This is a genomic window from Pseudomonas sp. IT-196MI5 (assembly GCF_949767415.1).
Classification (GTDB): Bacteria; Pseudomonadota; Gammaproteobacteria; order Pseudomonadales; family Pseudomonadaceae; genus Aquipseudomonas.
Window position 1 is genome coordinate 563,202 of the sequence record NZ_CATKPZ010000022.1, and the last position, 25,392, is coordinate 588,593.

Here is a 25,392-nt window from a genome sequence, read left to right on the forward strand (position 1 = left end):
CTCTTGTCTTTACCGTCGCCCCCCAGTGGAGCGCCTACGGGCCAATGCGGCCAAGCAAGTCACAGGTCTGAAATTTGTATATGACCTTATGTCGCAGTATAGGGAGGAGTTTCCCCAGAGGAAGTAGGGGCTTTAGAGCAAATCGCGCTGTAAACCCCGTTGTTAATCGCGGCCGGGTCTGTAAGGGAATTGAAGATGGGGAAGCTTTCTGTGGCGAGGGGGCTTGTCGGAACGCCGCAGGAAGCCCCCTCGCCACAAGTGCAAAGAATTTGCGTAAAATGCCCGCCTTTCGTCATACCTCACGGATTTCGCGTCATGGGCACTCTCACGGTCAACCAGAACAAACTGCAAAAGCGCCTTCGCCGACTGGCCGGTGAGGCGGTTGCCGATTTCAACATGATTGAAGACGGCGACAAGGTCATGGTCTGCCTGTCCGGTGGCAAGGACAGCTACACCATGCTCGATGTGCTGATGCACTTGCAGAAGGTCGCGCCGATCAAGTTCGAGATCGTGGCCGTGAACATGGACCAGAAGCAGCCGGGCTTCCCGGAGCACGTGCTGCCGGCCTACCTCAAAGAACTGGGTATCGAGTACCACATCGTCGAGAAAGACACTTACTCGGTGGTCAAGGAGCTGATCCCGGAAGGCAAGACCACCTGCTCGCTGTGCTCGCGCCTGCGTCGCGGAACGCTCTACACCTTCGCCGACGAAATCGGCGCGACCAAGATGGCCCTCGGTCACCACCGCGACGACATCGTCGAAACGTTCTTCCTGAACATGTTCTTCAACGGTTCGCTCAAGGCTATGCCACCGAAGCTGCGCGCCGACGATGGCCGTAACGTGGTGATCCGCCCGCTGGCCTACTGCAACGAAAAAGACATCCAGGCCTACTCGGACTTCAAGCAGTTCCCGATCATCCCGTGCAACCTCTGTGGCTCCCAGGAAAACCTGCAGCGTCAGGTGGTCAAGGAAATGCTGCTGGACTGGGAGCGCAAGACCCCGGGCCGTACCGAGAGCATTTTCCGCAGCCTGCAGAACGTGATCCCGTCGCAACTGGCGGACCGCAACCTGTTCGATTTCACTAGCCTGAAGATCGACGAAAGCGCGGCTTCGCGATTCGTTAACGTGGTCAATCTTTAGCCAAAAACTGTAGGAGTGAGCCTGCTCGCGATCGCGCAGTGTCAGTCGACATCAAAGTTGAATGGCTCACCGCGATCGCGAGCAGGCTCACTCCTACATTGGTTTTTTCGTTTGTAACCTTCAGGAGAGGGCATGCGCGATTACAAGTGGCTCAATGAATACTGTCTGAACCGCTTCGGTTCGGCGGCTGAACTGGAAGCCCATCTGCCCGTTCCCAAAAACCCGGAACAATTGCGCAGGATCAGCGACGATCGCTACCTCTCGACGATGGCACTGCGGGTATTCCGCGCCGGGCTCAAGCACAGCCTGGTGGATGCCAAGTGGCCAGCCTTCGAAGAAGTGTTCTTCAAGTTCGACCCGGAAAAAGTCGTGCTGATGAGCGCCGAGCACCTGGAGCGGCTAATGCAGGACACGCGGATCATCCGTCACCTGGGCAAGCTCAAGAGTGTGCCGCGCAATGCGCAGTTCATACTGGACGTGGCCCATGAAAAGGGCAGCTTCGGCGCGCTGATCGCCGATTGGCCAGTGACCGATATCGTCGGGCTCTGGACCTTCCTGAAAAAACGCGGACATCAGTTGGGTGGTCTGTCTGCCCCGCGCTTCTTGCGGATGATCGGCAAGGACACCTTTGTACCGAGCTATGACGTGGTGGCGGCGCTGAATGCGCAGGACATCATCGACAAGGTGCCGAGCAGCCTGCGCGACCTGGCGTTGGTGCAGGACGTGTTCAACCAGTGGCATGAAGAAAGTGGCGGACGGCCGATGAGCCAGATTTCGATGATGCTGGCTTATACAGTGAATCATTGAGACCGGGTTGCCCCAATCGCGGGCAAGCCCGCTCCCACAGGTTTTTGCGTCGATCACACATTTGTGTTTCAACAGTGATCCTGTGGGAGCGAGCTTGCTCGCGATAGCGTCAGATCAGGCGACGGAGATTTCGCCTTCACCCGCCAGCTTGCGGTTCAACTGATACCGCCAGCGCACATACAACAGCGCCGAGCAAAACACCGCCAGGCTTGCGCCCATCTCCAGCAAACCGAACATCTGCCGGTTCGGGTCATACGCGGCCAATGCGCCTTTGATGAAATACAGGTTCACCACAAAGCACATCCACGAATGCCCGCGTGGGCTGCCGACGATCATCCCCGGTGCCAGGATCAGCAACGGCACCAGCTCGATCGACAGAATCACCCATGGCCGGGCGCCGTGCAGGTCGGCGACCAACAGGTAGTAGATGCACAGCAATCCCACCAGGCCGAAAAAGCACAGCAGACTGATGACACGCATCGCCTTGACGCGTGGCTCGAGCCATTCGAGGGCGGGCAGAATCTTTGGCTTTTTTGCCACCTCAGCTCTCCAGTTTCTGTGCAGTCTTCGCCAGGCGCATACCCAGCGCGCGGCACAGCGCCACTTCATGGGCATCCAGACCGCTTTTGCCGTCGGCACCGGCATGGTGGCTGGCGCCGTATGGCGTGCCGCCGCCCTGGGTTTCCAGCAGTGCCGCTTCACTGTACGGCAGGCCGGTGATCAGCATGCCGTGGTGCAGCAACGGCAGCATCATCGACAGCAGCGTGGTTTCCTGGCCGCCGTGCAGGCTCGCGGTGGAGGTGAATACCCCCGCCGGTTTACCCACAAGGGCGCCGGTCAGCCACAGGTTGCTGGTGCCGTCGAGGAAGTACTTGAGCGGTGCGGCCATGTTACCGAAGCGAGTCGGGCTGCCGAGTGCCAGGCCTGCGCAGTTCTTCAGGTCGTCGAGGCTGGCGTACAGCGCGCCTTCGTCGGGAATCTGCGCAGACACGGCTTCGCATTCGGTCGAGATCGCCGGCACCGTGCGCAGGCGCGCTTCAAGCCCGGCCTGTTCGACACCGCGGGCAATCTGCCGGGCCATTTCGTTGGTCGAGCCGCTGCGGCTGTAGTACAGAACCAGAATGTACGGTGCACTCATGGCAACAGTTCCAGGATCTGCTCCGGTGGGCGGCCGATGATGGCTTTGTCACCGACTTCGAGAATCGGTCGCTCCATCAGTTTCGGGTGGGTGGCGATAGCGGCGATCAATTGCGCTTCGCTCAGGCTGTCGTCGGCCAGGCCGAGGGTTTTGTACTCGTCCTCGCCGGTGCGTAGCAATTGCCGGGCGCTGATCCCGAGTTTGCCCAGCAGGCTCTGGATTTGCGCGGCGTCCAGCGGAGTGTCCAGGTAACGGACCACGGTAGGCGTCAGGCCACGGGCTTCAAGCAGTTCGAGCGCACCGCGGGATTTCGAGCAGCGCGGGTTGTGATAAAGCGTCAGATCGGTCATGAGCGGGTCGCATCTTGCGTAAGGTGGCGGCTATTCTAACTGTGCAGCGCGCAATCCAGAACCGTGAGAGGCGATGGGTCGCAGGCGTATTCAATATTTGACAAGGAACACGACATGACAAGGCGACTGGCAGCGGCATTGGCGATCATCGGTGCATTGATGCTGGGGGGCTGCGGGAATGACTATGGCATCGACCAGGACGGCCACAAGATCGCCGCCGACCGACTGGATGGCAAATGGTTGGTACTCAACTACTGGGCAGAATGGTGCGGGCCTTGCCGTACCGAGATCCCGGAGTTGAATGCCTTGGCCGAGCAGCTCAAGGACAAGAAAATCGGCGTGTTCGGGGTCAACTTCGACAACGTCCAGGGGCAGGAGCTGAAGGGCGCGAGCGAGAAGCTGGGGATCAGGTTCACCGTGCTGGCACAGGACCCTACCGAGCTGTTCGAGCTGCCGCGCAGCGAGGCGTTGCCGGTGACATATATCATCGATAACAAGGGCAAGGTGCGTGAGCAGTTGATGGGGGAACAGACGGCGGCGGGGGTGATGGCGAAGCTTGAGGCGTTGCAGGCGAAAAACTGATCTGTGAAGGAACACTTCGTGGCAAGTGTGCTTTTGTGGCGAGGGAGCTTGCTCCCGCTCGACTGCGTAGCAGTCGCAAAACCGTTCTACACGGTTCAACTGACGAAAAGTGGTGACTGGGTTTAGGGCTGCTTCGCAGCCCAGCGGGAGCAAGCTCCCTCGCCACAGTTATTCACCAGGATGCAGGAGAGGGGTGATCAACCCTCCTCAAGCCACCAACGCAGCGGCTTGCCTTCGGCTGGCCAGAAGCGGATCTGCTCGATCGGGGAGACGTCCCAGCGCTGGACGTTTTCCAGAGCCTGGAGGAAGCGTTTTTCCTGTTCCATCAGCGCCGGTGCACACAGTTTGCGGGTGCTGCCGATTTTGCCGAAAGTCAGTTTGTCGCCATCGAGGGTGTACGGTGCGAACCAGTGGTTACAGCCGCCATTGCCATAGGCCCGGCCGTCTTCAGCGAAGGTGATGGTCAGGTGGCTGTAGTCCATCAACGGCCGCTCGCCGATCCATTCCAGAATGTAGCTGCGGTTTTGTTGCAACTGCACCGGCTCGGCGGCGCAGCCCAGCAGGCTGGCACCGGCCATCGCGCTCAGAGCGAGGCGTTTCATCACGCAGGCTCCTGGCATTTCGGGCACAGGTGTTTCTCGCCAACGGTGGTCCAGCCCAGCTCGGCAATCCGCGCAGTGGCGGCAGGCTTTTCGGCCTTGTTGCCCAGCTTGGCATCGACGGCGAACTCGAAGCTCAGCTCTTTGGCGCAGCTGTCACAGTTCACCTGCCAGGTATGAATAGCCAGTTCGCCGAATACCGGACCACTGGCCACCGCGACCCATTGACCGGGCGGGTTGATCAGGTGGCGAACCGTTTCGACGGTCAGGCGCATGGACAAGTCCTTGGCACCCTTGAGGGTCACGACCAGCACGTCGTTGTTGCGAATCGAGCCACCGTTGCCGGTGACCTGATAACGCCCCGGCACCAGGGCGCGGCATTCGGTGAGGGTGTGTTGCGGGTTCATCAGGCTGTAGCGGAAATCGTGTTCGACCATGGGTCCTCCAAATATGCGCGATATGCTAGCACGGGCTTGCACGCGGCATCGCGCAGGCAGATGACCTTCGATCCGTTTCAGTCTCCCGTCACCTGATTTTCCGGTGTGCCCGCCATCCAGGCTGCAATGTTGCGTAATGTGGTGGCGGCAATCGCGTCCAGGGCTTCGCGGGTCAGAAAGGCCTGGTGCGCGGTGACGATCACGTTAGGGAAGGTCAGCAACCGGGCCAGTACATCGTCTTGCAGTGGCAGGTCGGAGCGGTCCTCGAAGAACAACTGCGCCTCTTCTTCATACACATCCAGGCCCAGGTAACCCAGGCGACCTTCTTTCAGGGCATCGATCAGCGCCGGCGTGTCCACCAGGCCGCCACGCCCGGTGTTGATCAGCATCGCACCCGGTTGCATCTGCGCCAGGGATTGGCGATTGATCAAGTGCTTGCTTTGCTCGTTGAGCGGGCAGTGCAGGCTGATGATCTGCGATTCGGCCAGCAGCTGTGGCAGGCTCAGGTAGCGGGCGCCGAGGGCTTCGACCTGCGGGTTGGGGTAGGGGTCGTAGGCCAGTAACTGGCAGCCAAAACCGTTCATGATTTTGGCGAAGGTGGCGCCGATCTGCCCGGTGCCGACCACACCGACGGTCTTGCCCGCCAGGTCGAAACCGGTCAGCCCCTGCAATCTGAAATCCCCTTCGCGAGTGCGGTTGTAGGCGCGGGGCAAGCGGCGGTTGAGCGCGAGGATCAGCGCCACCGCGTGTTCGGCCACGGCGTGGGGCGAATAGGCCGGGACGCGCACGATGGCCAGCCCCAGACGCTTTGCCGTCGGCAAGTCGACGTGGTTGTAACCAGCCGAGCGCAGGGCGATCAGGCGTGTGCCTGCGGCGGCCAGGCGCTCGAGCACCGCCGCGCCGAGGTCATCATTGATGAACGCACAGACCGCTTCATACCCATGGGCGAGCGCCACCGTGTCCAGGCTCAGGCGCGCAGGCTGAAAGTGCAGCTCGATGCCCGCCGGTTGCCCGGCCGCGAGAAAACTGTCGCGGTCGTAGTTCTGGCTGCTGAAAAGAATCGTACGCATGATGTCCTCTCTCCCGTTTCTGCAGGCGCTGGCAAGCCAGCTCCTACAGGGTTTGCGCTGAGCTTACGCTGATGTTTGATTGACGCAGTTGCGCTGCATCAAGCATTCATGCGCGCCTGAGCCGCCAGGCGATTGATCGCCCGGTCGAGCTCCTCCAGTGCCACGCTGGCATTCGGGTCCCGTTGCTTGAGCAGGGTTTCGCTGCGTTGGCAGGCCGCACGCAATTGCGGTACGCCGCAGTAACGCGTCGCGCCATGCAGGCGATGGACCCGTTCGATCAGGGCGTTGTGGTCGTTGCTTTGCTGAGCGAGGCGGATGGCTTCGCGGTCAGCCTCCAGGGACGCCAGCAGCATCGCCAGCATGTCCGCCGCCAGATCAGCCTTGCCGGCGGCCAGGCGCAATCCTTCGTCGTGGTCGAGTACCAACAGTTCGTGGGCGCCAGCATGCCCATCGCCGGAGCGCTCCGGGCGGTGATTGCGCAACGCCAGGCCGCTCCATTTCAGCACCACCTGCGCCAATTGACGTTCGCTGATCGGTTTGGTCAGGTAGTCGTCCATGCCGCTTTGCAGCATCGCGCGTTTTTCGTTGGCCATGGCGTGGGCGGTGAGGGCCACGATCGGCAGCGGCGTGCAATGGCGTTCGCTTTCCCATTGGCGGATCGCCTCGGTGCTCTGGCGGCCGTCCATGCCGGGCATCTGCACGTCCATCAACACCAGATCGAATGTTTCGTTCTGCACCGCCTTGATGGCGGCAAAGCCGCTTTCCACGGCGAGCACATTGGCGCCCATGTCTTCGAGCAGGGTCTGCACCAGCATCAGGTTGGCCGGATTGTCGTCGACGCAAAGCACCTTCGGTGCACGGCTGGACAGCGGCTCGCCCGGCTCGCTGCGCATCGGGCGCGGGTTGACCAGATCAGACAGGGCGCGTCGCAACTTGCGGGTACAGGCCGGTTTCGCCTGGAGCTGGCTGTGGGGGTTGGGCACGGAAAGATGGAACAGCGTCTGTTCCGTGGTCGGGCACAGCACCAGCACTTTGCAGCCAAGATGCTCGAGGTCCCAGATGTGCTGGTTGAGGCGTTCCGGCGGCATGTCGTTGCTGGTGATGCCGAGCACGGCAAGGTCGATCGCCTGATCGGTCTGGTGGGCGGCGGTGACGCCATTGGTCAGGCTTTCCAGGGTGTTGAACGGTGTGGTGTCGAGGCCACAGTCTTCCAGTTGATGCTGCAACGCCTGCCGGGCCAGTTCGTGGTTTTCCAGTACCGCCACCCGGCGCCCGAGCAGCGGCGCGGCGGGCAGGTCTTCGGCATCGTCGCGGGCTTTGGGCAGGCTCAGGCTGATCCAGAATTCCGACCCTTCCCCCGGCGTGCTGTCGACGCCGATCTCGCCGCCCATCTGTTCGATCAGGCGTTTGGAAATCACCAGACCCAGGCCAGTGCCGCCCGGTTGCCGCGACAGCGAGTTGTCGGCCTGACTGAAGGCCTGGAACAGGGCGCGTACGTCCTGGTTCGACAGGCCGATGCCGGTGTCCTGAATGCTGATGCGCAACTGCACGGTGTCTTCGTGTTCTTCTTCGAGCATGGCGCGGGCGACGACGGTGCCTTCGCGGGTGAACTTGATCGCATTGCTCACCAGGTTCGTCAGGATCTGCTTGAGCCGCAGCGGGTCGCCCACCAGTGACAGCGGCGTGTCCCGATACACCAGGCTCACCAGTTCCAGCTGCTTGGCGTGGGCGGCCGGGGCGAGGATGGTCAAGGTGTCCTGGAGCAGGTCGCGCAGGTTGAACGGAATATGGTCGAGCACCAGCTTGCCCGCTTCGATTTTCGAGAAGTCGAGAATCTCGTTGATGATGCCCAGCAGGCTGTCGGCGGATTTTTCGATGGTGCCCAGGTAGTCGAGCTGGCGCGGGGTGAGTTCGCTTTTTTGCAACAGGTGGGTGAAGCCGAGAATGCCATTGAGCGGCGTGCGGATTTCGTGGCTCATGTTGGCCAGGAATTCGGACTTGATCCGGCTCGCTTCCAGGGCCTCCTTGCGCGCCAGATCCAGCTCGATGTTCTGGATCTCGATGGTTTCCAGGTTCTGGCGCACGTCTTCGGTGGCCTGGTCGATGCTGTGCTGCAATTCTTCCTGGGCATTTTGCAGGGTGCCGGCCATGCGGTTGATGCCGGAAGCCAGCTCATCCAGTTCCTGGCTGCCGAGGGGCGGCAAGCGGGTCTCCAGGTGGCCGTCCTTGAGTTGGGCCACGGCCTGCTTGATCTGGCTCAACGGCCGATTGATCGTGCGCCCCATGCGCAGGGCCAGCAGTGCCGCACCGATCAGTCCCGTAGCGATCAACATCAGGCTGGCGAACAGGCTGCGGTAACCGCGCAACAGCATGCCGTTATGGGACAGTTCGAGCTCGACCCAGCCGAGCAGGCGGTCTGCTTCTTCGGGAATCACGTCTCCGGCCAGGTTGCGGTGTTTGCCGAATACCGGCAGCAGATAGCGGGTCGCATCGCTGCCGCTGCTGCGCAGCATCTGCGTGCCACTGCCAGAGGGCGTCTGATTGAGCATGGTCGGGCCGGCGTGGGCCAGCAACGTGCGGTCGGGAGCCAGGAAGGTCACGGCCCGTACGTCGGTTTGTTCCAGGGCCTGGGTGGCGATGCGTTCGAGCAGTTCGTTGTCCTGGTGGCCCATGGCTGGCGCCGTCAGTGGAGCCAACTGCTCGGCGATCATTTCGCCACGCTGCATGAGCTGGGTTTGCAGGTCAGCCTGTTGCATCCAGGTAAAATACCCCCCCAGCACCAACGCCATCAGGCTGGTGGGCAGCAGGGTCAGCAACAGCACGCGGCCTTTGATTCCCAGTTTCTTGAGCACGCAACTCTCCTGCATCCCGCTATTTATAGGCCCGTACATGCATCCGCCATGCACCACTTGCGCAGTGTAGCGATTTGCTCGCGGGCAATCTTCGTAAAAATGGTGCAGTCATTCGTCGGCCCGGGCGACTCTTTGGCGATACGGACAAACCGTGGGTTGCCCCTGGCGAGGCAATCTTGAATAATCGCTCAACTGAGAATTATTTGCAGATAGTCATGACTCCCATCACTGCTGGCCTCCCTCGAATCCTGTCCATCGAAGACGACCTTGTGCTCGGCGCCTACGTTCACGAGCACCTGGACCGCAGCGGCTTCCAGGTGACCTGGTGCCAGAACGGCCAGGAAGGCCTGGACATTGCCCGCCGGCAGCCTTTCGACGTGGTGTTGATGGATATCCTGCTGCCGGGCATGGACGGCCTGGCGGTATTGACTCAATTGCGCCAGAGTCATTCCACCCCGGTGTTGCTGATGTCGGCCCTCGGTGCCGAGGCCGATCGCATCAGCGGCTTTCGCCTGGGGGCCGATGATTACCTGCCAAAGCCCTTCAGCATGGTGGAGTTGCGGGTGCGCATCGAAGCCATTCTGCGGCGGGTGGCACTCGACCGCCGGCCCGCACCCGCAGTGCCGGCCCCTACGATGGACAGCCTGCGTTTCGACGATGAAAGCTTCGAGGTGTTTTATGGCGAACAGGCTGGTGGCCTGACCCGCAGCGAGTATCGGCTGCTGGAGACGCTGCACCGCAGCGCCGACGAAGTCCTGAGCAAAGCCTTCCTTTATCAACAGGTGCTGCAACGCGGTTATGCGGCCCATGACCGCAGCCTGGACATGCACATCAGCCAGATCCGCCGCAAGCTCAAGGCCATTGGTTACACCGAGCGCGAAGTGCGTACGGTATGGGGCAAGGGTTACATCCTGTGCGCCACCGATGAAATGTAACTTGCCGGGCAGGCATTCGCTGTTCTGGAAACTGGCTTGTCTATTGGTCGCTTTCTGTCTGCTGATGATCTGGTTGAGTTGGTCCTGGGGGCGTTACATGGAGCAGCGCAACCAGTTCCTCTCCGATGAGGCCCGCGGCACCCTGACGCGCTACGCCGCCGAAGCCGAGCAGGCTTGGCGGCAGCACCAGAGCGCCGGTGTCGATCACTGGCTGCAAGGCATGCGTCAGCGGGAAAAAAGCTGGGTCGGTGTCATCGGCGGTGATTTACAGTCCTTGAGCAGCCAATCGCTGACGGACAAGGAAGTCGAACGCCTGACTTTTTTGCGTGGCCTCGATTGGCCCATCCACAAGAAAGGCCGGCCCTGGATGCGCGTGCCGTTTCCCGGTGACCCATCTGCCGGCAGCCTGGTGATCGAACTGCCCGAACGCTTTCTGCCTGGGCAATACCGGGTGTTCTGGCGGGTAATCACCAACGGCGTGATTCCGGGGCTGTTCACTTTGCTGCTGTGCGTCGGGCTCTACCGTTTGCTGGTGGTGCCACTCAATCACTTGCGTGAACAGGCCAATGCCTGGCGTGCCGACCAACTGAATGTGCGCCTGTCGAGCCGCACCACCAATCGTAGCGATGAGTTGGGTGAGCTGGGGCGGGCGTTCGACCATATGTCCGAACGCCTGCAAAGCACCGTGGCCTTGCAGCAGCAACTGCTGCGCGACTTGTCCCACGAATTGCGTACGCCTTTGAGCCGCCTGCGGGTGGCCAGTGAAAGCGAGCAGGGGCTGGAGCCATTGCGCGAACGCATCGGCCGTGAGGTCGATGGCATGCAGCGCCTGGTGGAAGACACGTTGCAACTGGCCTGGCTCGATACCGAGCGCACCCGGTTGCCCGACGAAGCGATCCAGATCCAGGCCCTGTGGGAAATGCTCACGGAGAACGCCTGCTATGAAAGTGGCTGGCCCGATAAGCAGTTGCAATGCACGGTGGATGCATCCTGCTGGGTTCGCGGTCATCTCAATACCCTGGCCCAGGCATTGGAAAACATTCTGCGCAATGCGATTCGTCATTCGCCGGCGGGAGGCATTGTCCTGCTGGGTGGCCAGCGTGATGGCGATTTCTGGCACCTGTGGCTGGAGGATCAGGGCGATGGTGTGGCGCAAGCTGATCTGGAGCGGATCTTCCTGCCGTTCACCCGACTTGACGGTTCGCGGCCGGGGAATGGTGGATTCGGACTGGGCTTGAGCATTGCCCGGAACGCGGTACAACGTCAGGGCGGGCAGCTTTGGGCGCAGAACACCGGGACCGGGTTGCGCTTGAATATGCGGTTGTTGGCAGATGTTAATAGCGCCAGTGCCGACGCCTTCGCGAGCAGGCTCGCTCCCACATTGAGTGTGTTTCAACCGCCAGGTATGTGATCACCTCAGTCCACTGTAGGAGCTGGCTTGCCAGCGAAGAGGCCCTTCCAGACACCAATGAATCCGGGCTTATTCCCATAAACCATAAGCACCATACTTTGCGTGATATGGCCTGCGAACGTTTGCCGGTATGATAGACGCCCCCGCAGTCTGGATTGCGAATACGCCATGACCTTGCAGTACCCAACCATCGCCGATTGCGTCGGCAACACTCCGCTGGTTCGTTTGCAGCGCCTGCCCGGCGCCACCAGCAATACCCTTTTGCTCAAGCTCGAAGGGAACAACCCGGCGGGTTCGGTCAAGGACCGTCCGGCGCTGTCGATGATCACTCGCGCCGAACTGCGCGGGCAGATCCATCCTGGCGATACGCTGATCGAAGCGACGTCGGGCAACACCGGAATCGCCCTGGCCATGGCCGCCGCGATCAAGGGTTACAGGATGATCCTGATCATGCCGGACAACTCCAGCGCCGAGCGCAAGGCGGCCATGACGGCCTATGGCGCCGAGCTGATTCTGGTCAGCCAGGAACAGGGCATGGAAGGCGCCCGTGACCTCGCGCAGAAGATGGAAGCCGAGGGGCGCGGCAAGGTACTGGATCAGTTCGCCAACGGTGACAATCCCGAGGCGCACTACACCACCACTGGCCCGGAAATCTGGCGCCAGACCCAGGGCAGCATCACCCATTTCGTCAGTTCCATGGGCACCACCGGGACCATCATGGGCGTGTCGCGCTACTTGAAAGAGCAGAACGACAACGTGCAGATCATCGGCCTGCAACCGATGGAAGGTTCGGCGATTCCGGGTATCCGCCGCTGGCCTCAGGAATACCTGCCGAAAATCTACCAGGCTGACCGCGTGGACCGGATCGTCGACATGGCCCAAAGCGAAGCCGAAGACGTGACCCGTCGTCTGGCCCGCGAAGAAGGCATTTTCTGTGGCGTGTCCTCGGGCGGCGCCGTGGCAGCAATGCTGCGCCTGTCCAAAGAAGTTGAAAACGCGGTGATCGTCGCGATCATCTGCGACCGCGGCGACCGTTACCTGTCGACCGGCATTTTCGACGCGCCCAACTGATGGCCAAACATGAAAGAGGCCTGCGCTTCCAGCCCACCGGCGGCAGCAAGGCCCCGCAAATCCCGACCGGCAAAAAGCAGCGCCTGACCATCGAGCGCCTGGCCAATGACGGTCGCGGTATCGCGTTTTTCGAAGGTCGTACCTGGTTCGTCATCGGTGCGTTGGCCGGCGAAGAAATCGAGGCTCGCGTACTCGGTGCCCACGGCAAAGTGGTCGAGGCGCGGACCGAGCGGGTGTTCAGCGCCAGCGAATTGCGCCGCCCGGCGCCGTGCGCCCATGCCGGCCGTTGCGGCGGTTGCAGCGTGCAGCATCTGCCCCACAACGAACAACTCGCCCTGAAACAGCGCATGCTCGCCGAGCAATTGTCCAGGGTCGCCGGTGTCGCGCCCGAGGAGTGGGCCGAACCATTGACCGGTCCGGAATTCGGCTACCGTCGTCGCGCCCGTGTGGCGGTGCGCTGGGACATGAAGGCGAAGAAACTCGAAGTCGGGTTCCGTGCCGCCGGCAGCCAGGACATCGTTGGCATCGATGATTGCCCGGTGCTGGTACAGCCCTTGCAACCCATCATGGCCCGCCTGCCGGAGATGCTGCGGCGCTTGAGCAAACCTCAGGCACTCGGGCATGTGGAGTTGTTCAGCGGCTCGACGTTGGCGGTTTTGCTGCGGCACATGGCGCCGTTGTCCGACGCCGACCTGACGATCCTCAAGGATTTCTGCGCGTTCCACGAAGCCCAGTTATGGCTGCATGGCGACGGTGAGCCGCAGCCGGTCGAGGCCGATCAGTCGTTGGGCTATCGTCTTGAACAGTGGGGTCTGGAGCTGGCATACCGTCCCGGGGATTTCATCCAGGTCAACGCCGCAGTCAACGAAGCGATGGTCGCCCAGGCGCTGGACTGGTTGAAGCCGACAGCGGATGAGCGCGTACTCGATCTGTTCTGTGGCCTGGGCAACTTTGCCTTGCCACTGGCCAAGGCCGCTCGTGAAGTGGTGGCGGTCGAGGGCGTGCAGGTGATGGTCGACCGGGCAGCGGCGAATGCAGCTAGCAATAATCTGCATAACGCGAAGTTTTTTCACGCCGATTTATCCCAGCCTTTGACGGACGCCGAATGGGCCGCCGAAGGCTTTTGTGCGGTACTCTTGGACCCACCGCGTGACGGTGCTTTCGAGGTTGTTCACAAGCTCAAGACCCTGGGCGCCGAACGGTTGGTGTACGTGTCGTGCAACCCGGCCACTCTGGCGCGTGACACGGTCGAATTGATCAAGCAGGGCTACCGGTTAAAACGTGCCGGGATTCTCGATATGTTTCCTCAAACGGCACATGTCGAGGCCATGGCGTTATTTGAAGCGAGCTAGGATGCTCGTCTGGTCCGACTGGCCCGCCCGTGCAGCCGCGCACCAGCCCGACGTGGGCGCATGGGTAACGAAGGTCAGCGAATTGACGCATTGAATCTGCGTCGTAGGGAAGGTAAGCAAGATGGTACAGGTGAGAGCACACCAGCCGATCAACACCGACGGCAGTATCAATCTCGAGGCTTGGCTCGATCATGCGGTGAGTGTCGATCTGGCACTGGATCGCGAAGCCTTGAAAGAGGCCTGCGAGTACGCTCGCGAGGCCGAACAACAAGCCAATGCGGCACAGAATCTCTGGTCGGAAGGGAACTCCACGTTCCGTACCGGCCTTGAGATCGCCGAGATTCTCGCCGATCTCAAACTCGATCAGGACTCACTGGTCGCCGCGGTCCTGTACCGGGGCGTGCGCGAAGGCCAGATCCCGTTACCGGCAGTCAGCCAGCGCTTCGGCCCGTTGGTGGCCAAACTCATCGACGGCGTGCAACGCATGGCGGCGATCAGCGACAGCCTGAGCCCGCGAAAATCCTTGGTAATGGGCACCCAGGGCCAGGTGGAAAACCTGCGCAAGATGCTGGTGGCCATGGTCGACGACGTTCGCGTCGCCCTGATCAAACTGGCCGAGCGTACTTGCGCCATCCGTGCGGTGAAGACCGCCGACGACGAAAAACGCAACCGCGTCGCCCGTGAAGTCTTCGACATCTACGCGCCACTGGCCCATCGCCTGGGTATCGGTCACATCAAGTGGGAACTGGAGGATTTGTCCTTCCGTTACCTGGAGCCGGACCAGTACAAGCAGATCGCCAAATTGCTCCACGAGCGGCGCCTGGATCGCGAGCGCTTCATCAGCGACGTGATGAGCCAGCTGAAAAACGAATTGCAGGCCACCGGCGTCGATGCCGACATCAGCGGCCGGGCCAAACACATCTATTCGATCTGGCGCAAAATGCAGCGCAAGGGTCTGGAGTTCAGCCAGATCTACGACGTTCGAGCCGTTCGCGTGCTGGTGCCGGAAATGCGCGATTGCTACACCGCGCTCGGCATCGTCCATACCCTGTGGCGGCACATTCCGAAAGAGTTCGACGACTACATTGCCAACCCCAAGGAAAACGGCTATCGCTCGCTGCACACGGCGGTGATCGGGCCCGAGGGCAAGGTGCTGGAAGTGCAGATCCGCACCCATGCGATGCACGAAGAAGCCGAACTCGGTGTGTGCGCGCACTGGCGCTACAAGGGCACCGACGTCAAGTCCGGCTCCAATCACTACGAAGAGAAAATCTCCTGGCTGCGCCAGGTACTCGAATGGCACGAAGAGCTGGGCGACATCGGTGGCCTGGCGGAACAGCTGCGGGTCGATATCGAGCCCGATCGGGTCTACATCTTTACCCCGGACGGTCACGCCATCGACTTGCCCAAGGGTGCGACACCGCTGGACTTCGCCTACCGCGTACACACCGAAATCGGTCACAACTGCCGCGGCGCCAAGATCAACGGGCGCATCGTGCCGCTCAACTACAGCCTGCAGACCGGTGAACAGGTCGAGATCATCACCAGCAAGCACGGCACCCCGAGCCGTGACTGGCTGAACCCGAACCTGGGTTACGTCACCACATCCCGGGCGCGGGCGAAGATCGTTCACTGGTTCAAGTTGCAGGCTCGTGACCAGAACGTCGCGGCCGGTAAAACGCTGCTTGAGCGCGAGCTCAATCGCCTCGGTCTGCCCGCGGTGGATTTCGACAAGCTGGCCGACAAGGCCAACATGAAAACCGCCGAAGACCTGTTCGCTGCCCTTGGCGCCGGGGATCTGCGCCTGGCGCAACTGGTCAACCTGGCGCAGCAACTGGTCGAGCCGGAGCGTGGCAACGAGCAGCTGGAACTGATTCCACGCAAGGCCACCGGCTACAAGCCGGGCAAGCGCGGCGATATCCAGATCCAGGGTGTCGGCAACCTGATGACCCAGATGGCCGGCTGCTGCCAGCCGTTGCCGGGCGATGCAATCGTCGGTTACATCACCGTGGGTCGCGGCGTGAGCATTCACCGCCAGGACTGCGCCTCGGTGCTGCAGCTGGCCGGGCGCGAGCCCGAGCGAATCATCCAGGTCAGCTGGGGGCCGGTGCCGGTGCTCACCTACCCGGTGGACATCGTCATCCGCGCCTACGACCGTTCCGGTCTGCTGCGTGACGTCTCGCAGGTGCTGCTCAATGAGCGGATCAATGTGCTGGCGGTCAACACCCGCTCGAACAAGGAGGACAACACCGCGCTGATGTCCCTGACCATCGAGATTCCGGGGCTGGACGCATTGGGGCGGTTGCTGGGGCGGATTTCCCAGTTGCCGAACATCATCGAAACCCGGCGTAACCGGACGCCTTGATGGTGATTAATGTGGGAGCGAGCTTGCTCGCGATGAGGGTGTGTCAGGCAACTTCAATGTCGCCTGGCACACTGCTATCGCGAGCAAGCTCGCTCCCACAAGGTTTTGTGGTGAGACATAAATGATGTATAGCCTTGAAGACCTGCTACACCTCATGAACCGCCTGCGCGACCCGCAGTACGGTTGCCCGTGGGATCTCAAGCAAAGCTGGGCCACCATCGTTCCGCACACCCTTGAAGAAGCCTATGAAGTCGCCGACGCCATCGAGCGCGGCGACTTCGATCACGTGCAGGGTGAGCTGGGCGATCTGTTGTTCCAGGTGGTTTATTACAGCCAGTTGGCTCGGGAAGAGGGGCGCTTCGAGTTCGCCGGCGTGGTCGACGGCATCACCCGCAAGCTGATCCGCCGTCATCCCCATGTGTTCCCCACCGGTGACCTGTATGCGCCGCTGGATGTCCCGCGTTTGAGTGAAGAGCAGGTCAAGCAACGTTGGGAAGAGATCAAGGCCGAGGAGCGCGCGGAGAAGTCTTCAGCGCCCGAACAGCTGTCGTTGCTCGATGATGTTCCCGCCGCATTGCCAGCGTTGTCGCGTTCGGCAAAGTTGCAGAAGCGCGCAGGGCAGGTCGGGTTCGACTGGCCAGACGCCTTGCCGGTGCTCGATAAAGTGCGCGAGGAACTCGATGAAGTCCTCGAAGCGATGTCGGAAAACGATCCCGAAGCCGTGGCCGACGAGATCGGCGATCTGTTGTTTTCCGTGGTCAATCTGGCGCGGCATCTCAAGGTCGATCCGGAAACCGCACTGCGTGGCGCCAACGGCAAGTTTGAACGACGCTTTCGTTTTATCGAACAGGCATTGCGCGACACCCGCCGTCCCATGGAAGATTGCACCCTCGAAGAGTTGGACGCCTTGTGGGGCGAAGCCAAACGTCAGGAAAAGAATTTGCCCAGCTGCGGTTGAGCAGTGGCCTAAGTGAGTAATAAGCACCATGAGCATTTCCCTTCGCGACCAGTTGCTCAAAGCAGGGCTGGTCAACCAGAAGCAGGCCAAACAGGTCAGCAAAGACAAGCAGAAACAACAACGCCTGGCCCACAAAGGCCAGGTCGAGCTGGATGACTCCCAGCAGCGCGCAGCGCAGGAAGCCATGGCCGAGAAGGTCAAGCGCGACCAGGAACTCAACCGCCAGCAGCAGGAGAAGGCCGAGGCCAAGGCCCGTGCCGCACAGGTCAAGCAATTGATCGAAGTCTCGCGCCTGCCGAAATTGACGACCGAGGATTATTACAACTTCGTCGACGACAAGAAGGTCAAGCGCATCTGCGTCAACACCCTGATGCGTAACAAGCTCAGCAGCGGTTCGCTGGCCATCGTGCATCACGCTGGCGGCTACGAAGTGATTCCGCGCGAGGCGGCACTGAAGATCCAGGAACGCGACCCACAGCGCATCGTGCAATTGAATGTGCAAACCGAAGAGGTCGCTGCCGAGGACGATCCGTACGCCGCCTATAAGATCCCTGATGACCTGATGTGGTAAACCGTGCAGGAGCGAGCAAGCTCGCTCCTGCACGTTTTCTCAGGCGGACTGTAACTCGCGTTGCTGCTCCAGGGTTTCCAGTTCGGCCTTGTAGTTTTGCGCATCGGTCTCGCAATGGAACATCCCGACCAGCAGGTCTTGTTGATGTACGTCCCAGATCCGGATACCGGCGGCTACCCCCTCGTGGGATTTATGTGAATCGTCGCGTTCAGTTACTTTTACAGTCATCTGCTAGCTCCAATCTCTGTTATCTGCAGCAAGGCATGTGCAGGCCTCTGTTATAGAGTTTGGTAGCTTGCTAAGTAAACGACTGAGTTTGGTAAGGGTTTTTTGCAAAAAACGGAAACAGTCCTGCAGCCCGCGCAATCCGCGACATTCAGTCGCAGGGCGTTAAGTTTCATGACAAAAGCTTCATCTCCAGAACGCACCGCAGACCCTTGTAGGAGTGAGCCTGCTCGCGATAGCGGTGGGTCAGTTACCAGTGATGTCGACTGGAACACCTCTATCGCGAGCAGGCTCACTCCTACAGAGGATTTGTGTCTGTCCTGGGCTTTTCTCAAGGCAAAAAAAACGCCCCGAACCAGTCGGGGCGTTTTCATGTGCGGCTTGGCAGCGGGAAATTACTTACCTTCCCAGCGCTTCAGTACCAGGGTGGCATTGGTGCCGCCGAAACCGAAGCTGTTGCTCATCACGGTGTTGATGGTGGCGTTTTCGCGGGTCTTGGTCAGCACCGGCAGGTCGGCCACTTCAGGGTCCAGCTCGTCGATGTTGGCGGAGCCGGCAATGAAGTTGCCTTCCATCATCAGCAGGCAGTAGATCGCTTCGTGAACACCAGCGGCGCCCAGGGAGTGACCCGACAGGCTCTTGGTGGAGCTGATGGCCGGAGCCTTGTCGCCGAACACTTCACGCACGCCTTTCATTTCCGCGACGTCGCCGACCGGGGTCGAGGTGCCGTGGGTGTTCAGGTAGTCGATCGGGGTATCGACGGTGGACAACGCCTGCTGCATGCAGCGGATCGCGCCTTCGCCGCTCGGGGCAACCATGTCGTAGCCGTCGGAGGTCGCGCCGTAGCCGACGATTTCCGCGTAGATCTTCGCGCCGCGGGCCAGAGCGTGTTCCAGCTCTTCAACCACGACCATGCCGCCACCGCCGGCAATGACGAAACCGTCACGCTTGGCGTCGTAGGCACGGGAAGCTTTTTCCGGGGTTTCGTTGTACTGGGTGGACAGGGCGCCCATGGCGTCGAACAGGAACGATTGGCTCCAGTGTTCTTCTTCACCGCCGCCGGCGAAAACGATGTCCTGCTTGCCCAGCTGGATCTGTTCCATGGCGTTACCGATGCAGTGAGCACTGGTGGCGCAAGCGGAGGAGATCGAGTAGTTCACACCCTTGATCTTGAACGGCGTGGCCAGGCATGCCGAAACGGTGCTGCCCATGGTCCGCGTGACGCGGTACGGGCCGACGCGCTTGACGCCTTTCTCGCGCAGGATGTCCAGTGCTTCCATCTGGTTCAGGGTCGACGCGCCACCGGAGCCGGCGATCAGGCCGGTACGCACGTTGGAAACCTGCTCTTCGGTCAGGCCGGAGTCGGTGATGGCGTCTTTCATGGCCAGGTAGGCATAACCTGCCGCGTGGCCGACGAAGCGATAGATCTTGCGATCGATCAGTTCTTCAAGGTTGAGGTCAATGGAGCCGGAAACCTGGCTACGCAGACCCATTTCGGCATATTCCGGGTTGAACCGGATGCCAGGGCGGCTTGCACGCAGGTTAGCGGAGACGGTCTCTTTGTCATTGCCCAGGCAAGAAACGATGCCCAGACCAGTGATAACGACGCGGCGCATGCGGATAACCCTTAGAAGTTGTCAGTGGAGGTGAACACGCCGACCCGGAGGCCTTCGGCGGTGTAGATTTCGCGACCGTCGACAGTGACCGAACCGTCGGCAATGGCCAGGTTCAGTTTACCCTTGAGGACGCGCTTGATATGAATGTTATAGGTGACTTTTTTGGCGGTCGGCAGGACCTGGCCGAAGAATTTCACTTCGCCCGAACCCAGCGCACGGCCACGGCCCGGCAAGCCTTGCCAGCCCAGGAAGAAACCGACCAGTTGCCACATGGCGTCGAGGCCCAGGCAGCCCGGCATCACCGGATCGCCTTCGAAGTGACAGGCGAAGAACCACAGGTCCGGATTGATATCCAGCTCGGCGACCAATTCACCTTTGCCGTACTTGCCACCTTCTTCGCTGATCAGGGTGATGCGATCAACCATCAGCATGTTCGGGGCGGGCAGTTGCGCGTTACCTGGGCCGAACAGCTCACCGCGACTGCAGCGCAGCAGGTCTTCCCGGGTAAAGGCGTTTTGTTTGGTCATGCGAGCTCCTCAATAGTCCCATGCGGCAGGTGGGGCAAATCTTCCCGGCCGATCGAAGCGTTCATGCCTCGAACCGGCAGCCTACTCATAGACTATTGCGTTGTGGTGAAAGTCACAGCACCAAGGACATGAATGTACACTTGTGCACTGAAATTATTATTCAAGCCCCTTTTCGGGCTTGTTCGGGGGCTTAAGACTGCCGCACTTTCGCCTTTCACGCCAGTCGCAGATGCTCGAAAGGCCTGTACTACTGCACCCATCGCTGCAGAATTTGCTGCAGATCAGCCCGTTTGAACGGCTTGGCCAGGTAATCGTTCATCCCGGCCGACAAACAGGCTTCGCGGTCACCCTGCAGGGCGTTGGCAGTCAGCGCGATGATCGGCAGGTCGGTGCAACCGGGTAATTGGCGGATCTGTCGGGTGGCTTCATAGCCATCGATGACCGGCAAGCGGCAATCCATCAGGATCGCTTCGAAAATCAGGCTCTCGGCACTGCGAACCGCCTGCGCGCCGTCGACCGCGAGACTGACCTTGAAATCCAGGCTGCGCAACATGGCTTCGATGACCGTCTGGTTGACCGGGTTGTCTTCGACCAACAGTACATTGCGCCCTTCGCCGCCGCTGTCGCCTTTTTGCGTGCGGGGGGGCAACAGCGTCTGCGTCTGCTGGTGCAGTGCCAGGGGAATTTCCAGGGTGAACACCGAACCGCGGCCTTCCTCACTTTGCGCGCGCAAGGTGCCGCCCATGCGTTCGGCGAGTGTACGGGCAATCGGCAGGCCCAGCCCGGTGCCGCCGTAGCGCCTTGAAATGGAGCTGTCGGCCTGCTGGAAAGCGTTGAACATCAATTCCAGGCTTTGCGCCGGGATGCCGATGCCGCTGTCGCGCACGGTGCAGGTGAACCATAGCAACTCGTGGTCCAGCGACTGCCATTGCGCCTCGATGGTGATGCGGCCCTGCTCGGTGAACTTCAGCGCATTGCCGATCAGGTTGACCAGTATCTGCCGGATGCGTGTCGGGTCGCTCTTGACCTGCAAGCCGCGCATGTCATCGGGGACTATCAGTTGCAGGTCGAGGCCGCGTTGCCCGGCGCTGTGCTGGAACGACTGGGCGCAACTGCCGATCAATTCGACAAGGTTGAACGCAATGTGCTCCAGTTCCAGCTCTGAACGTTCGATTCGCGAGAAATCCAGAATGTCGTTGATGACCTTGAGCAAGTGCTCGGTAGATTCCGAGGCCAGCGCGGCGTACTCCACCTGCTCCTCGGTCATGTCGGTGGTTTCCAGCAACTGCAGCATGCCCAGTACGCCATTCATCGGTGTGCGCAGTTCATGGCTCATCATGGCGAGGAAGTCGGATTTGGCGTTGTTGGCCTTTTCCGCTTCTTCGCGGGTCTGGATCAACTGCGCCATGGCTTGATGCTGTTCGCGGCTGGCCTGCTCGAGACCGCTGGCGAGGTTGTTGATGTGTTGCGACAGCGCCCCCAGCTCGGTGTCGTCGACAATGGGCAGCGGTGTTTTGTAGTCGCCGTCCTGGATCGCCTTGACCGCATTGCCGATATCACGGATCGGTTGCGACAGGCTGCCCGCCAGACGCCGGGCCACGAAGAAGGTAAATAGCAGGGCAAACAGCGCCAGAATGGCGGCCTTGAGCACGATTCCCTGCTGGCGTTGGCTGAAGGCGTCATTGGACAGTCCGACGATCACCCGGCCGAGATAGTCTTCGGTAGGGGCCGCGCTCACGGATTTGCTGCTCTGGAAAAAATCATTGTGCAACGCGATGCGCTGGAGCCGTATCGGTGCCTGGAACACTTCGAGCTGGTGCGCGCGATTCTGGTGTTCGCTCGGTTGTTCGACGTACACCAGAACACGGTTGGCGCTGTCCTGGACTTCCAGAAAACTCACGTTGGGCGTGGCCAGCGTCGCCTTGAGCAAGGTTTCGAGCACTTCGCTGTTGCCCGAGATCACCCCGTATTCGGTGGCCGGGGCCAGTTGATTGGCGATCAACTGGCCGGTGTGGGTGATTTCCTGACGCAGATCCTGGATGCGCACGAACGTGAAGAAGCTGATCAGCAACAAGGTCAGCAGCAGTGCAGGGCCGAGGCTGATCAGTTGGGTGCGCGTGTTGATGTCCCAGCGACGGCGCAAGTTCATGGGCGGCGTTCTCCTTCAGCCAGCAACGTGGCGACCGACGCTTCGTTTATCTGTTCGATACCCAATGAACGCGCCACCTGCGGATTGCTCGCGACCTTGAATCGATGGGGATAGTGCGCGCGCGGCCAGGTGGCCGGTGGCCGGTCGAGCAATTCGTCGAGGATCGCCAGCCAGTCGCTCTGATCGCTGTAGGTGCTGGCCAGGCTTGCGGCCTTGACGAAACCTGCGTTGGGTCCGATCAGCGCCATTTGCCGTGAGTAGCTGCTCAGCAGCAGGTTCTTTGCGGTTTGCGAGTTGTACAGGTCGGCATCGTCCAGGCCCAGCAACACGTCGCTGTTATTCAGCAGGGCCTGTAACGGACGACTGTCGTGAATGTTTTCCCAGCGCTGGGTGACCACCTCCAGACCCAAGGGGAGGGCGGCATTACGCAGCTCATTCAACAGAAATTCACTGTGCTTGTCGTAGAGCACGCCGATGCGTTTGGCGTCGGGCAACAGAGTGCGGGTCAAGCGCAACTGGCGGTCCGGTGGCGGATCGCTCCATAGCAGGGAAAGGTGTGCAGGCAGCGTATTGTTCAAGCGTTGCCGGGCTTGCAGGCGGCTGATGCGCAACACCAGTGTCGCCGGACCCCGGGTGTCCTGCAGGCGCCAGTCGAGGCTGGGCAGGTCGAGCAGTATCAGGCGGATGTTTTGCGGGAGTTTGTCAGGAACCGGCAAACTCGCCAGTGTCTGGAAGCGTACGTTGTCGTTCGGTCGCAACTCGCTCAGGGCCTGGGTAAACCCCCGCACATCGGGGCTGTCTTCGGCACCTGTGAGCAAAATATCGGCCGCATTACCCGGCAGGCTATCGAACAAGCTGCCGAACAATAGACAAAGCACGGCCAGCAGCCGGCGCAGGGACGGCGTTTTCCAGGCCGGGCAATACGGCATATTAAAGTTCCAGCTCCGGTGAGCTGAAAATCAGCGCCAGTACCGGAGGGGAATGCGGTGAAGGAGCACCCGGAGACACAACACATCCCAGTCAGTGATTGATGGCGCGCATGTTAACCGAGCTGAATGACTTTTCCATTCACGATGTCCGCATTTTCCGCGGTTTTATTGGTCTTCTTCCCACAACTGCCGGTATTTGATGTCGGGGCTGGCCGCCGATGGGCTGCCCCGTATAATGCCGACATCGCCACTGGTATGGATTAACGGATTGCATATGACTGAACAGCGCCCGATTGCGGTCCTGGGAGGCGGAAGTTTTGGAACCGCCGTGGCTAATCTGCTGGCCGAAAATGGGCTTCAGGTCCTTCAGTGGATGCGTGACCCCGAACAGGCCGAGGCCATGCGGGTCAATCGCGAAAACCCGCGTTACCTCAAAGGCATCAAGATTCTGCCCGGCGTCACGCCGGTCACCGACCTGCAAGCCACCCTGGACGCCTGTGACCTGTGTTTTGTCGCATTGCCTTCCAGCGCGTTGCGCTCGGTGCTGGTGCCATATGCCGAACGGTTGACCGGTAAATTACTGGTGAGCCTGACCAAAGGCATCGAAGCCCACACATTCAAACTGATGAGCGAGATCCTCGAAGAGATCGCCCCGCAGGCCCGCATCGGCGTCCTGTCCGGACCCAACCTGGCCCGTGAAATCGCCGAACATGCACTGACCGCCACGGTGGTCGCCAGTGAAGACGAAGAACTCTGCCAGCAGGTTCAGGCTGCGCTGCACGGCCGCACCTTTCGTGTTTACGCCAGCGCCGACCGTTTCGGTGTGGAGCTGGGCGGGGCGTTGAAAAACGTTTACGCGATCATCGCCGGCATGGCGGTGGCGCTGGGCATGGGGGAAAATACCAAGAGCATGCTGATCACCCGGGCATTGGCGGAAATGACCCGCTTTGCGGTGAATCAGGGCGCCAACCCGATGACCTTCCTGGGGCTTGCGGGTGTGGGCGATCTGATCGTGACCTGTTCATCGCCCAAGAGCCGCAACTATCAGGTCGGCTTCGCCCTCGGCCAGGGCCTGAGCCTGGACGAGGCCGTCACGCGCCTGGGCGAAGTCGCCGAAGGGGTCAACACCCTTAAAGTGCTCAAGGCCAAGGCCCAGGAGGTTGGCGTATACATGCCGCTGGTCGCCGGGCTGCACGCGATCCTGTTCGAGGGGCGCACGCTGGAGCAGGTCATCGGCCTGCTGATGCGTGGAGAGCCGAAAACCGACGTCGACTTTATTTCCACCAGTGGTTTCAACTAATCACGCTTGCCAGAAAAAGCAGGGAGTTGCGCATGAACGATCCAAAAGTAGAAGCCAAATACGAGTCCATCCTGCTGCGTGTGTTGTGGATGGTGATCTTCGTGCTGGTGTGGCAAGTGGCGCAGTTCATCCTCGGCGCCGTCGTGCTGGTGCAGTTGATCTATCGTTTGATCTATGGCGCCCCGAACGCCAGTCTGATGAATTTCGGCGACAGCCTGAGCCAGTTTCTGGCGCAGATCGGTCGTTTCGGCAGCTTTCACAGCGACCAGAAGCCTTGGCCGTTCGCCGATTGGCCAACGCCGCGTACGCCGGAAGGTGAAGCGCCGCATGTCGTGGCACCGGCACCGCATTTGGCTCGAGATGAGGAACCCAAGCTATGAAACTCTGGGTAATGCGTCATGGTGAAGCCGTACCGCACGGTGCCCGACTCCACGATTCGGAGCGGGAACTGACGGATAACGGTCGTAAGGAAGTATTGAAAATCACCGCAGAGCTGGTGGGTCAGCCGCTGACCGGTATTTACGCCAGCCCGTACCTGCGAGCGCAGCAAACAGCACAACTGGTACGCGAAACACTGGGATTCGAGCCGGAAATCCGCACCGTCGAATGGCTGACACCGGACACGGAGCCGGACAAGGTGGCCGAGCAACTGGTGTCGGTGAGCAACGTCCTTTTGGTCAGCCACAACCCGCTGGTGGGGCATTTGTTGAGTTACCTGCAACATGGCGCCGGGTATCCGCCGGAAAAAGTCAGCACCGCCGGATTGGCCGAACTCAATGGCGACGAGTTGCTGATCGGGTCGATGAAGCTCAACAGCATCAAGCACCCTTAACACCGCTTTACTGTGGGAGCGTGGCTTGCCCGCGAAGGCATCGACTCGGTTTGCCTGAAAAATCGCGGAGCCTGCATCGCGGGCAAGCCACGCTCCCACAGGTACGTCATCACCCGAAAAAATTTGTATGAAATAGTCAACCAAGCACTTGCTTGGTTGACTACGCTTGCTCCAGA

The 25,392-nt window shown here is 60.7% G+C and carries 25 protein-coding genes; 13 read left to right on the plus strand and 12 right to left on the minus strand.

All coding sequences use genetic code 11. From position 1 onward, the window contains the following. Nucleotides 1–315: 315 nt before the first annotated feature. Nucleotides 316–1,140: a tRNA 2-thiocytidine(32) synthetase TtcA gene (gene ttcA / locus ACM6IK_RS16880; protein WP_008051493.1), complete on the plus strand. Its 825-nt coding sequence runs from the start codon at nt 316–318 to the stop codon at nt 1,138–1,140. Between the two features lie 132 nt (nt 1,141–1,272). After that, nucleotides 1,273–1,947, plus strand: a complete 675-nt coding sequence (locus ACM6IK_RS16885) for a DNA-3-methyladenine glycosylase I (RefSeq protein WP_414875224.1) — start codon at nt 1,273–1,275, stop codon at nt 1,945–1,947. 114 nt (nt 1,948–2,061) lie between these two features. Here ACM6IK_RS16885 and ACM6IK_RS16890 read toward each other — a convergent pair whose 3' ends face one another. The 3 genes from ACM6IK_RS16890 to arsC are packed head-to-tail and all read right to left on the minus strand — an operon-like array spanning nt 2,062 to nt 3,435. Further along, nucleotides 2,062–2,487, minus strand: a complete 426-nt coding sequence (locus ACM6IK_RS16890) for a DUF2069 domain-containing protein (RefSeq protein ID WP_414875225.1) — start codon at nt 2,485–2,487, stop codon at nt 2,062–2,064. 1 nt (nt 2,488) lies between these two features. Then, on the minus strand, nt 2,489–3,085 hold the full coding sequence (gene wrbA, locus ACM6IK_RS16895) for an NAD(P)H:quinone oxidoreductase (RefSeq protein WP_218427344.1): 597 nt from the start codon (nt 3,083–3,085) through the stop codon (nt 2,489–2,491). Next, the gene (gene arsC, locus ACM6IK_RS16900; RefSeq protein WP_414875226.1) at nt 3,082–3,435 is read right to left on the minus strand and encodes an arsenate reductase (glutaredoxin); all 354 of its coding nucleotides are present in this window, start codon (nt 3,433–3,435) and stop codon (nt 3,082–3,084) included. The genes wrbA and arsC overlap by 4 nt, the downstream gene beginning before the upstream one ends. A 114-nt stretch (nt 3,436–3,549) precedes the next feature. Between arsC and ACM6IK_RS16905 the strand changes: the two genes are divergently transcribed. Further along, on the plus strand, nt 3,550–4,017 hold the full coding sequence (locus tag ACM6IK_RS16905; protein ID WP_108215282.1) for a TlpA disulfide reductase family protein: 468 nt from the start codon (nt 3,550–3,552) through the stop codon (nt 4,015–4,017). Nucleotides 4,018–4,214: 197 nt separating this feature from the next. Here ACM6IK_RS16905 and ACM6IK_RS16910 read toward each other — a convergent pair whose 3' ends face one another. The 4 genes from ACM6IK_RS16910 to ACM6IK_RS16925 all read right to left on the minus strand — a co-directional run bounded on the left by ACM6IK_RS16910 (nt 4,215) and on the right by ACM6IK_RS16925 (nt 8,975). Further along, complete coding sequence (locus ACM6IK_RS16910) at nt 4,215–4,619, minus strand: META domain-containing protein (protein ID WP_115947291.1); 405 nt, start codon at nt 4,617–4,619, stop codon at nt 4,215–4,217. Then, nucleotides 4,619–5,053, minus strand: a complete 435-nt coding sequence (locus tag ACM6IK_RS16915; protein WP_007988765.1) for a hypothetical protein — start codon at nt 5,051–5,053, stop codon at nt 4,619–4,621. The genes ACM6IK_RS16910 and ACM6IK_RS16915 overlap by 1 nt, the downstream gene beginning before the upstream one ends. A 77-nt stretch (nt 5,054–5,130) precedes the next feature. Then, complete coding sequence (locus ACM6IK_RS16920) at nt 5,131–6,123, minus strand: 2-hydroxyacid dehydrogenase (protein WP_414875227.1); 993 nt, start codon at nt 6,121–6,123, stop codon at nt 5,131–5,133. Between the two features lie 98 nt (nt 6,124–6,221). After that, a complete protein-coding gene (locus ACM6IK_RS16925) occupies nt 6,222–8,975 on the minus strand; it encodes a response regulator (protein ID WP_414875228.1) in 2,754 nt (917 codons plus the stop codon). Nucleotides 8,976–9,190: 215 nt separating this feature from the next. Here ACM6IK_RS16925 and ACM6IK_RS16930 point away from each other — a divergent pair, with 215 nt between their 5' ends. The 7 genes from ACM6IK_RS16930 to ACM6IK_RS16960 all read left to right on the plus strand — a co-directional run bounded on the left by ACM6IK_RS16930 (nt 9,191) and on the right by ACM6IK_RS16960 (nt 17,638). Next, nucleotides 9,191–9,910, plus strand: a complete 720-nt coding sequence (locus ACM6IK_RS16930; RefSeq protein ID WP_414875229.1) for a response regulator transcription factor — start codon at nt 9,191–9,193, stop codon at nt 9,908–9,910. Further along, nucleotides 9,900–11,321: a histidine kinase sensor domain-containing protein gene (locus tag ACM6IK_RS16935; protein WP_414875230.1), complete on the plus strand. Its 1,422-nt coding sequence runs from the start codon at nt 9,900–9,902 to the stop codon at nt 11,319–11,321. Before ACM6IK_RS16930 ends, ACM6IK_RS16935 begins: the two co-directional genes overlap by 11 nt. Before the next feature lie 168 nt (nt 11,322–11,489). Beyond that, nucleotides 11,490–12,392 (plus strand): cysteine synthase CysM, encoded by a 903-nt coding sequence (gene cysM / locus ACM6IK_RS16940; protein ID WP_414875231.1) that lies wholly within the window; start codon nt 11,490–11,492, stop codon nt 12,390–12,392. Further along, a complete protein-coding gene (gene rlmD / locus ACM6IK_RS16945; protein WP_414875232.1) occupies nt 12,392–13,744 on the plus strand; it encodes a 23S rRNA (uracil(1939)-C(5))-methyltransferase RlmD in 1,353 nt (450 codons plus the stop codon). The genes cysM and rlmD overlap by 1 nt, the downstream gene beginning before the upstream one ends. A gap of 121 nt (nt 13,745–13,865) precedes the next feature. Further along, nucleotides 13,866–16,109: a GTP diphosphokinase gene (gene relA, locus ACM6IK_RS16950; protein ID WP_414875233.1), complete on the plus strand. Its 2,244-nt coding sequence runs from the start codon at nt 13,866–13,868 to the stop codon at nt 16,107–16,109. A 124-nt stretch (nt 16,110–16,233) separates the two neighbouring features. Further along, a complete protein-coding gene (mazG, locus tag ACM6IK_RS16955) occupies nt 16,234–17,067 on the plus strand; it encodes a nucleoside triphosphate pyrophosphohydrolase (protein ID WP_414875267.1) in 834 nt (277 codons plus the stop codon). A 28-nt stretch (nt 17,068–17,095) separates the two neighbouring features. Continuing rightward, a complete protein-coding gene (locus ACM6IK_RS16960) occupies nt 17,096–17,638 on the plus strand; it encodes a DUF2058 domain-containing protein (RefSeq protein ID WP_414875234.1) in 543 nt (180 codons plus the stop codon). A 39-nt stretch (nt 17,639–17,677) separates the two neighbouring features. On the opposite strand, the gene ACM6IK_RS16965 is transcribed toward ACM6IK_RS16960, so the two are convergent. The 5 genes from ACM6IK_RS16965 to ACM6IK_RS16985 form a co-directional block, all read right to left on the minus strand. After that, complete coding sequence (locus ACM6IK_RS16965; protein ID WP_414875235.1) at nt 17,678–17,866, minus strand: hypothetical protein; 189 nt, start codon at nt 17,864–17,866, stop codon at nt 17,678–17,680. A gap of 392 nt (nt 17,867–18,258) precedes the next feature. Next, entirely contained in the window at nt 18,259–19,479 is a 1,221-nt protein-coding gene (gene fabB, locus ACM6IK_RS16970; protein ID WP_414875236.1) for a beta-ketoacyl-ACP synthase I, read from the minus strand. 11 nt (nt 19,480–19,490) lie between these two features. Further along, nucleotides 19,491–20,006, minus strand: a complete 516-nt coding sequence (fabA, locus tag ACM6IK_RS16975; protein WP_003227150.1) for a 3-hydroxyacyl-[acyl-carrier-protein] dehydratase FabA — start codon at nt 20,004–20,006, stop codon at nt 19,491–19,493. A 247-nt stretch (nt 20,007–20,253) separates the two neighbouring features. Further along, nucleotides 20,254–22,155 carry an ATP-binding protein gene (locus ACM6IK_RS16980; protein WP_414875237.1) on the minus strand — a complete coding sequence of 634 codons (1,902 nt, stop codon included), beginning with the start codon at nt 22,153–22,155 and terminating at the stop codon, nt 20,254–20,256. Beyond that, entirely contained in the window at nt 22,152–23,084 is a 933-nt protein-coding gene (locus tag ACM6IK_RS16985; RefSeq protein WP_414875238.1) for an ABC transporter substrate-binding protein, read from the minus strand. The genes ACM6IK_RS16980 and ACM6IK_RS16985 overlap by 4 nt, the downstream gene beginning before the upstream one ends. A gap of 274 nt (nt 23,085–23,358) precedes the next feature. Between ACM6IK_RS16985 and ACM6IK_RS16990 the strand changes: the two genes are divergently transcribed. Genes ACM6IK_RS16990 through sixA form a run of 3 tightly spaced genes read left to right on the plus strand, consistent with a single transcriptional unit; the run spans nt 23,359 to nt 25,216 of the window. Further along, nucleotides 23,359–24,384, plus strand: a complete 1,026-nt coding sequence (locus ACM6IK_RS16990) for an NAD(P)H-dependent glycerol-3-phosphate dehydrogenase (RefSeq protein ID WP_414875239.1) — start codon at nt 23,359–23,361, stop codon at nt 24,382–24,384. 32 nt (nt 24,385–24,416) lie between these two features. Next, entirely contained in the window at nt 24,417–24,764 is a 348-nt protein-coding gene (locus ACM6IK_RS16995) for a DUF4389 domain-containing protein (protein ID WP_414875240.1), read from the plus strand. After that, nucleotides 24,761–25,216, plus strand: a complete 456-nt coding sequence (gene sixA, locus ACM6IK_RS17000; protein WP_414875241.1) for a phosphohistidine phosphatase SixA — start codon at nt 24,761–24,763, stop codon at nt 25,214–25,216. Before ACM6IK_RS16995 ends, sixA begins: the two co-directional genes overlap by 4 nt. Nucleotides 25,217–25,392: the final 176 nt, after the last annotated feature.

Excerpts from the sequence above, each read along its gene's own strand:
- fabB (WP_414875236.1), bottom strand. The coding sequence starts at position 19,479 with ATGCGCCGCGTCGTTATCACTGGTCTGGGCATCGTTTCTTGCCTGGGC.
- sixA (WP_414875241.1), top strand. The coding sequence starts at position 24,761 with ATGAAACTCTGGGTAATGCGTCATGGTGAAGCCGTACCGCACGGTGCC.
- ACM6IK_RS16920 (WP_414875227.1), bottom strand. The coding sequence starts at position 6,123 with ATGCGTACGATTCTTTTCAGCAGCCAGAACTACGACCGCGACAGTTTT.
- wrbA (WP_218427344.1), bottom strand. The coding sequence starts at position 3,085 with ATGAGTGCACCGTACATTCTGGTTCTGTACTACAGCCGCAGCGGCTCG.
- ACM6IK_RS16990 (WP_414875239.1), top strand. The coding sequence starts at position 23,359 with ATGACTGAACAGCGCCCGATTGCGGTCCTGGGAGGCGGAAGTTTTGGA.
- ttcA (WP_008051493.1), top strand. The coding sequence starts at position 316 with ATGGGCACTCTCACGGTCAACCAGAACAAACTGCAAAAGCGCCTTCGC.
- ACM6IK_RS16915 (WP_007988765.1), bottom strand. The coding sequence starts at position 5,053 with ATGGTCGAACACGATTTCCGCTACAGCCTGATGAACCCGCAACACACC.
- ACM6IK_RS16965 (WP_414875235.1), bottom strand. The coding sequence starts at position 17,866 with ATGACTGTAAAAGTAACTGAACGCGACGATTCACATAAATCCCACGAG.
- ACM6IK_RS16985 (WP_414875238.1), bottom strand. The coding sequence starts at position 23,084 with ATGCCGTATTGCCCGGCCTGGAAAACGCCGTCCCTGCGCCGGCTGCTG.
- mazG (WP_414875267.1), top strand. The coding sequence starts at position 16,234 with ATGTATAGCCTTGAAGACCTGCTACACCTCATGAACCGCCTGCGCGAC.
- ACM6IK_RS16905 (WP_108215282.1), top strand. The coding sequence starts at position 3,550 with ATGACAAGGCGACTGGCAGCGGCATTGGCGATCATCGGTGCATTGATG.
- relA (WP_414875233.1), top strand. The coding sequence starts at position 13,866 with ATGGTACAGGTGAGAGCACACCAGCCGATCAACACCGACGGCAGTATC.
- ACM6IK_RS16930 (WP_414875229.1), top strand. The coding sequence starts at position 9,191 with ATGACTCCCATCACTGCTGGCCTCCCTCGAATCCTGTCCATCGAAGAC.
- fabA (WP_003227150.1), bottom strand. The coding sequence starts at position 20,006 with ATGACCAAACAAAACGCCTTTACCCGGGAAGACCTGCTGCGCTGCAGT.
- arsC (WP_414875226.1), bottom strand. The coding sequence starts at position 3,435 with ATGACCGATCTGACGCTTTATCACAACCCGCGCTGCTCGAAATCCCGC.
- ACM6IK_RS16980 (WP_414875237.1), bottom strand. The coding sequence starts at position 22,155 with ATGAACTTGCGCCGTCGCTGGGACATCAACACGCGCACCCAACTGATC.
- ACM6IK_RS16995 (WP_414875240.1), top strand. The coding sequence starts at position 24,417 with ATGAACGATCCAAAAGTAGAAGCCAAATACGAGTCCATCCTGCTGCGT.
- ACM6IK_RS16960 (WP_414875234.1), top strand. The coding sequence starts at position 17,096 with ATGAGCATTTCCCTTCGCGACCAGTTGCTCAAAGCAGGGCTGGTCAAC.
- ACM6IK_RS16910 (WP_115947291.1), bottom strand. The coding sequence starts at position 4,619 with ATGAAACGCCTCGCTCTGAGCGCGATGGCCGGTGCCAGCCTGCTGGGC.
- cysM (WP_414875231.1), top strand. The coding sequence starts at position 11,490 with ATGACCTTGCAGTACCCAACCATCGCCGATTGCGTCGGCAACACTCCG.
- ACM6IK_RS16885 (WP_414875224.1), top strand. The coding sequence starts at position 1,273 with ATGCGCGATTACAAGTGGCTCAATGAATACTGTCTGAACCGCTTCGGT.
- rlmD (WP_414875232.1), top strand. The coding sequence starts at position 12,392 with ATGGCCAAACATGAAAGAGGCCTGCGCTTCCAGCCCACCGGCGGCAGC.
- ACM6IK_RS16935 (WP_414875230.1), top strand. The coding sequence starts at position 9,900 with ATGAAATGTAACTTGCCGGGCAGGCATTCGCTGTTCTGGAAACTGGCT.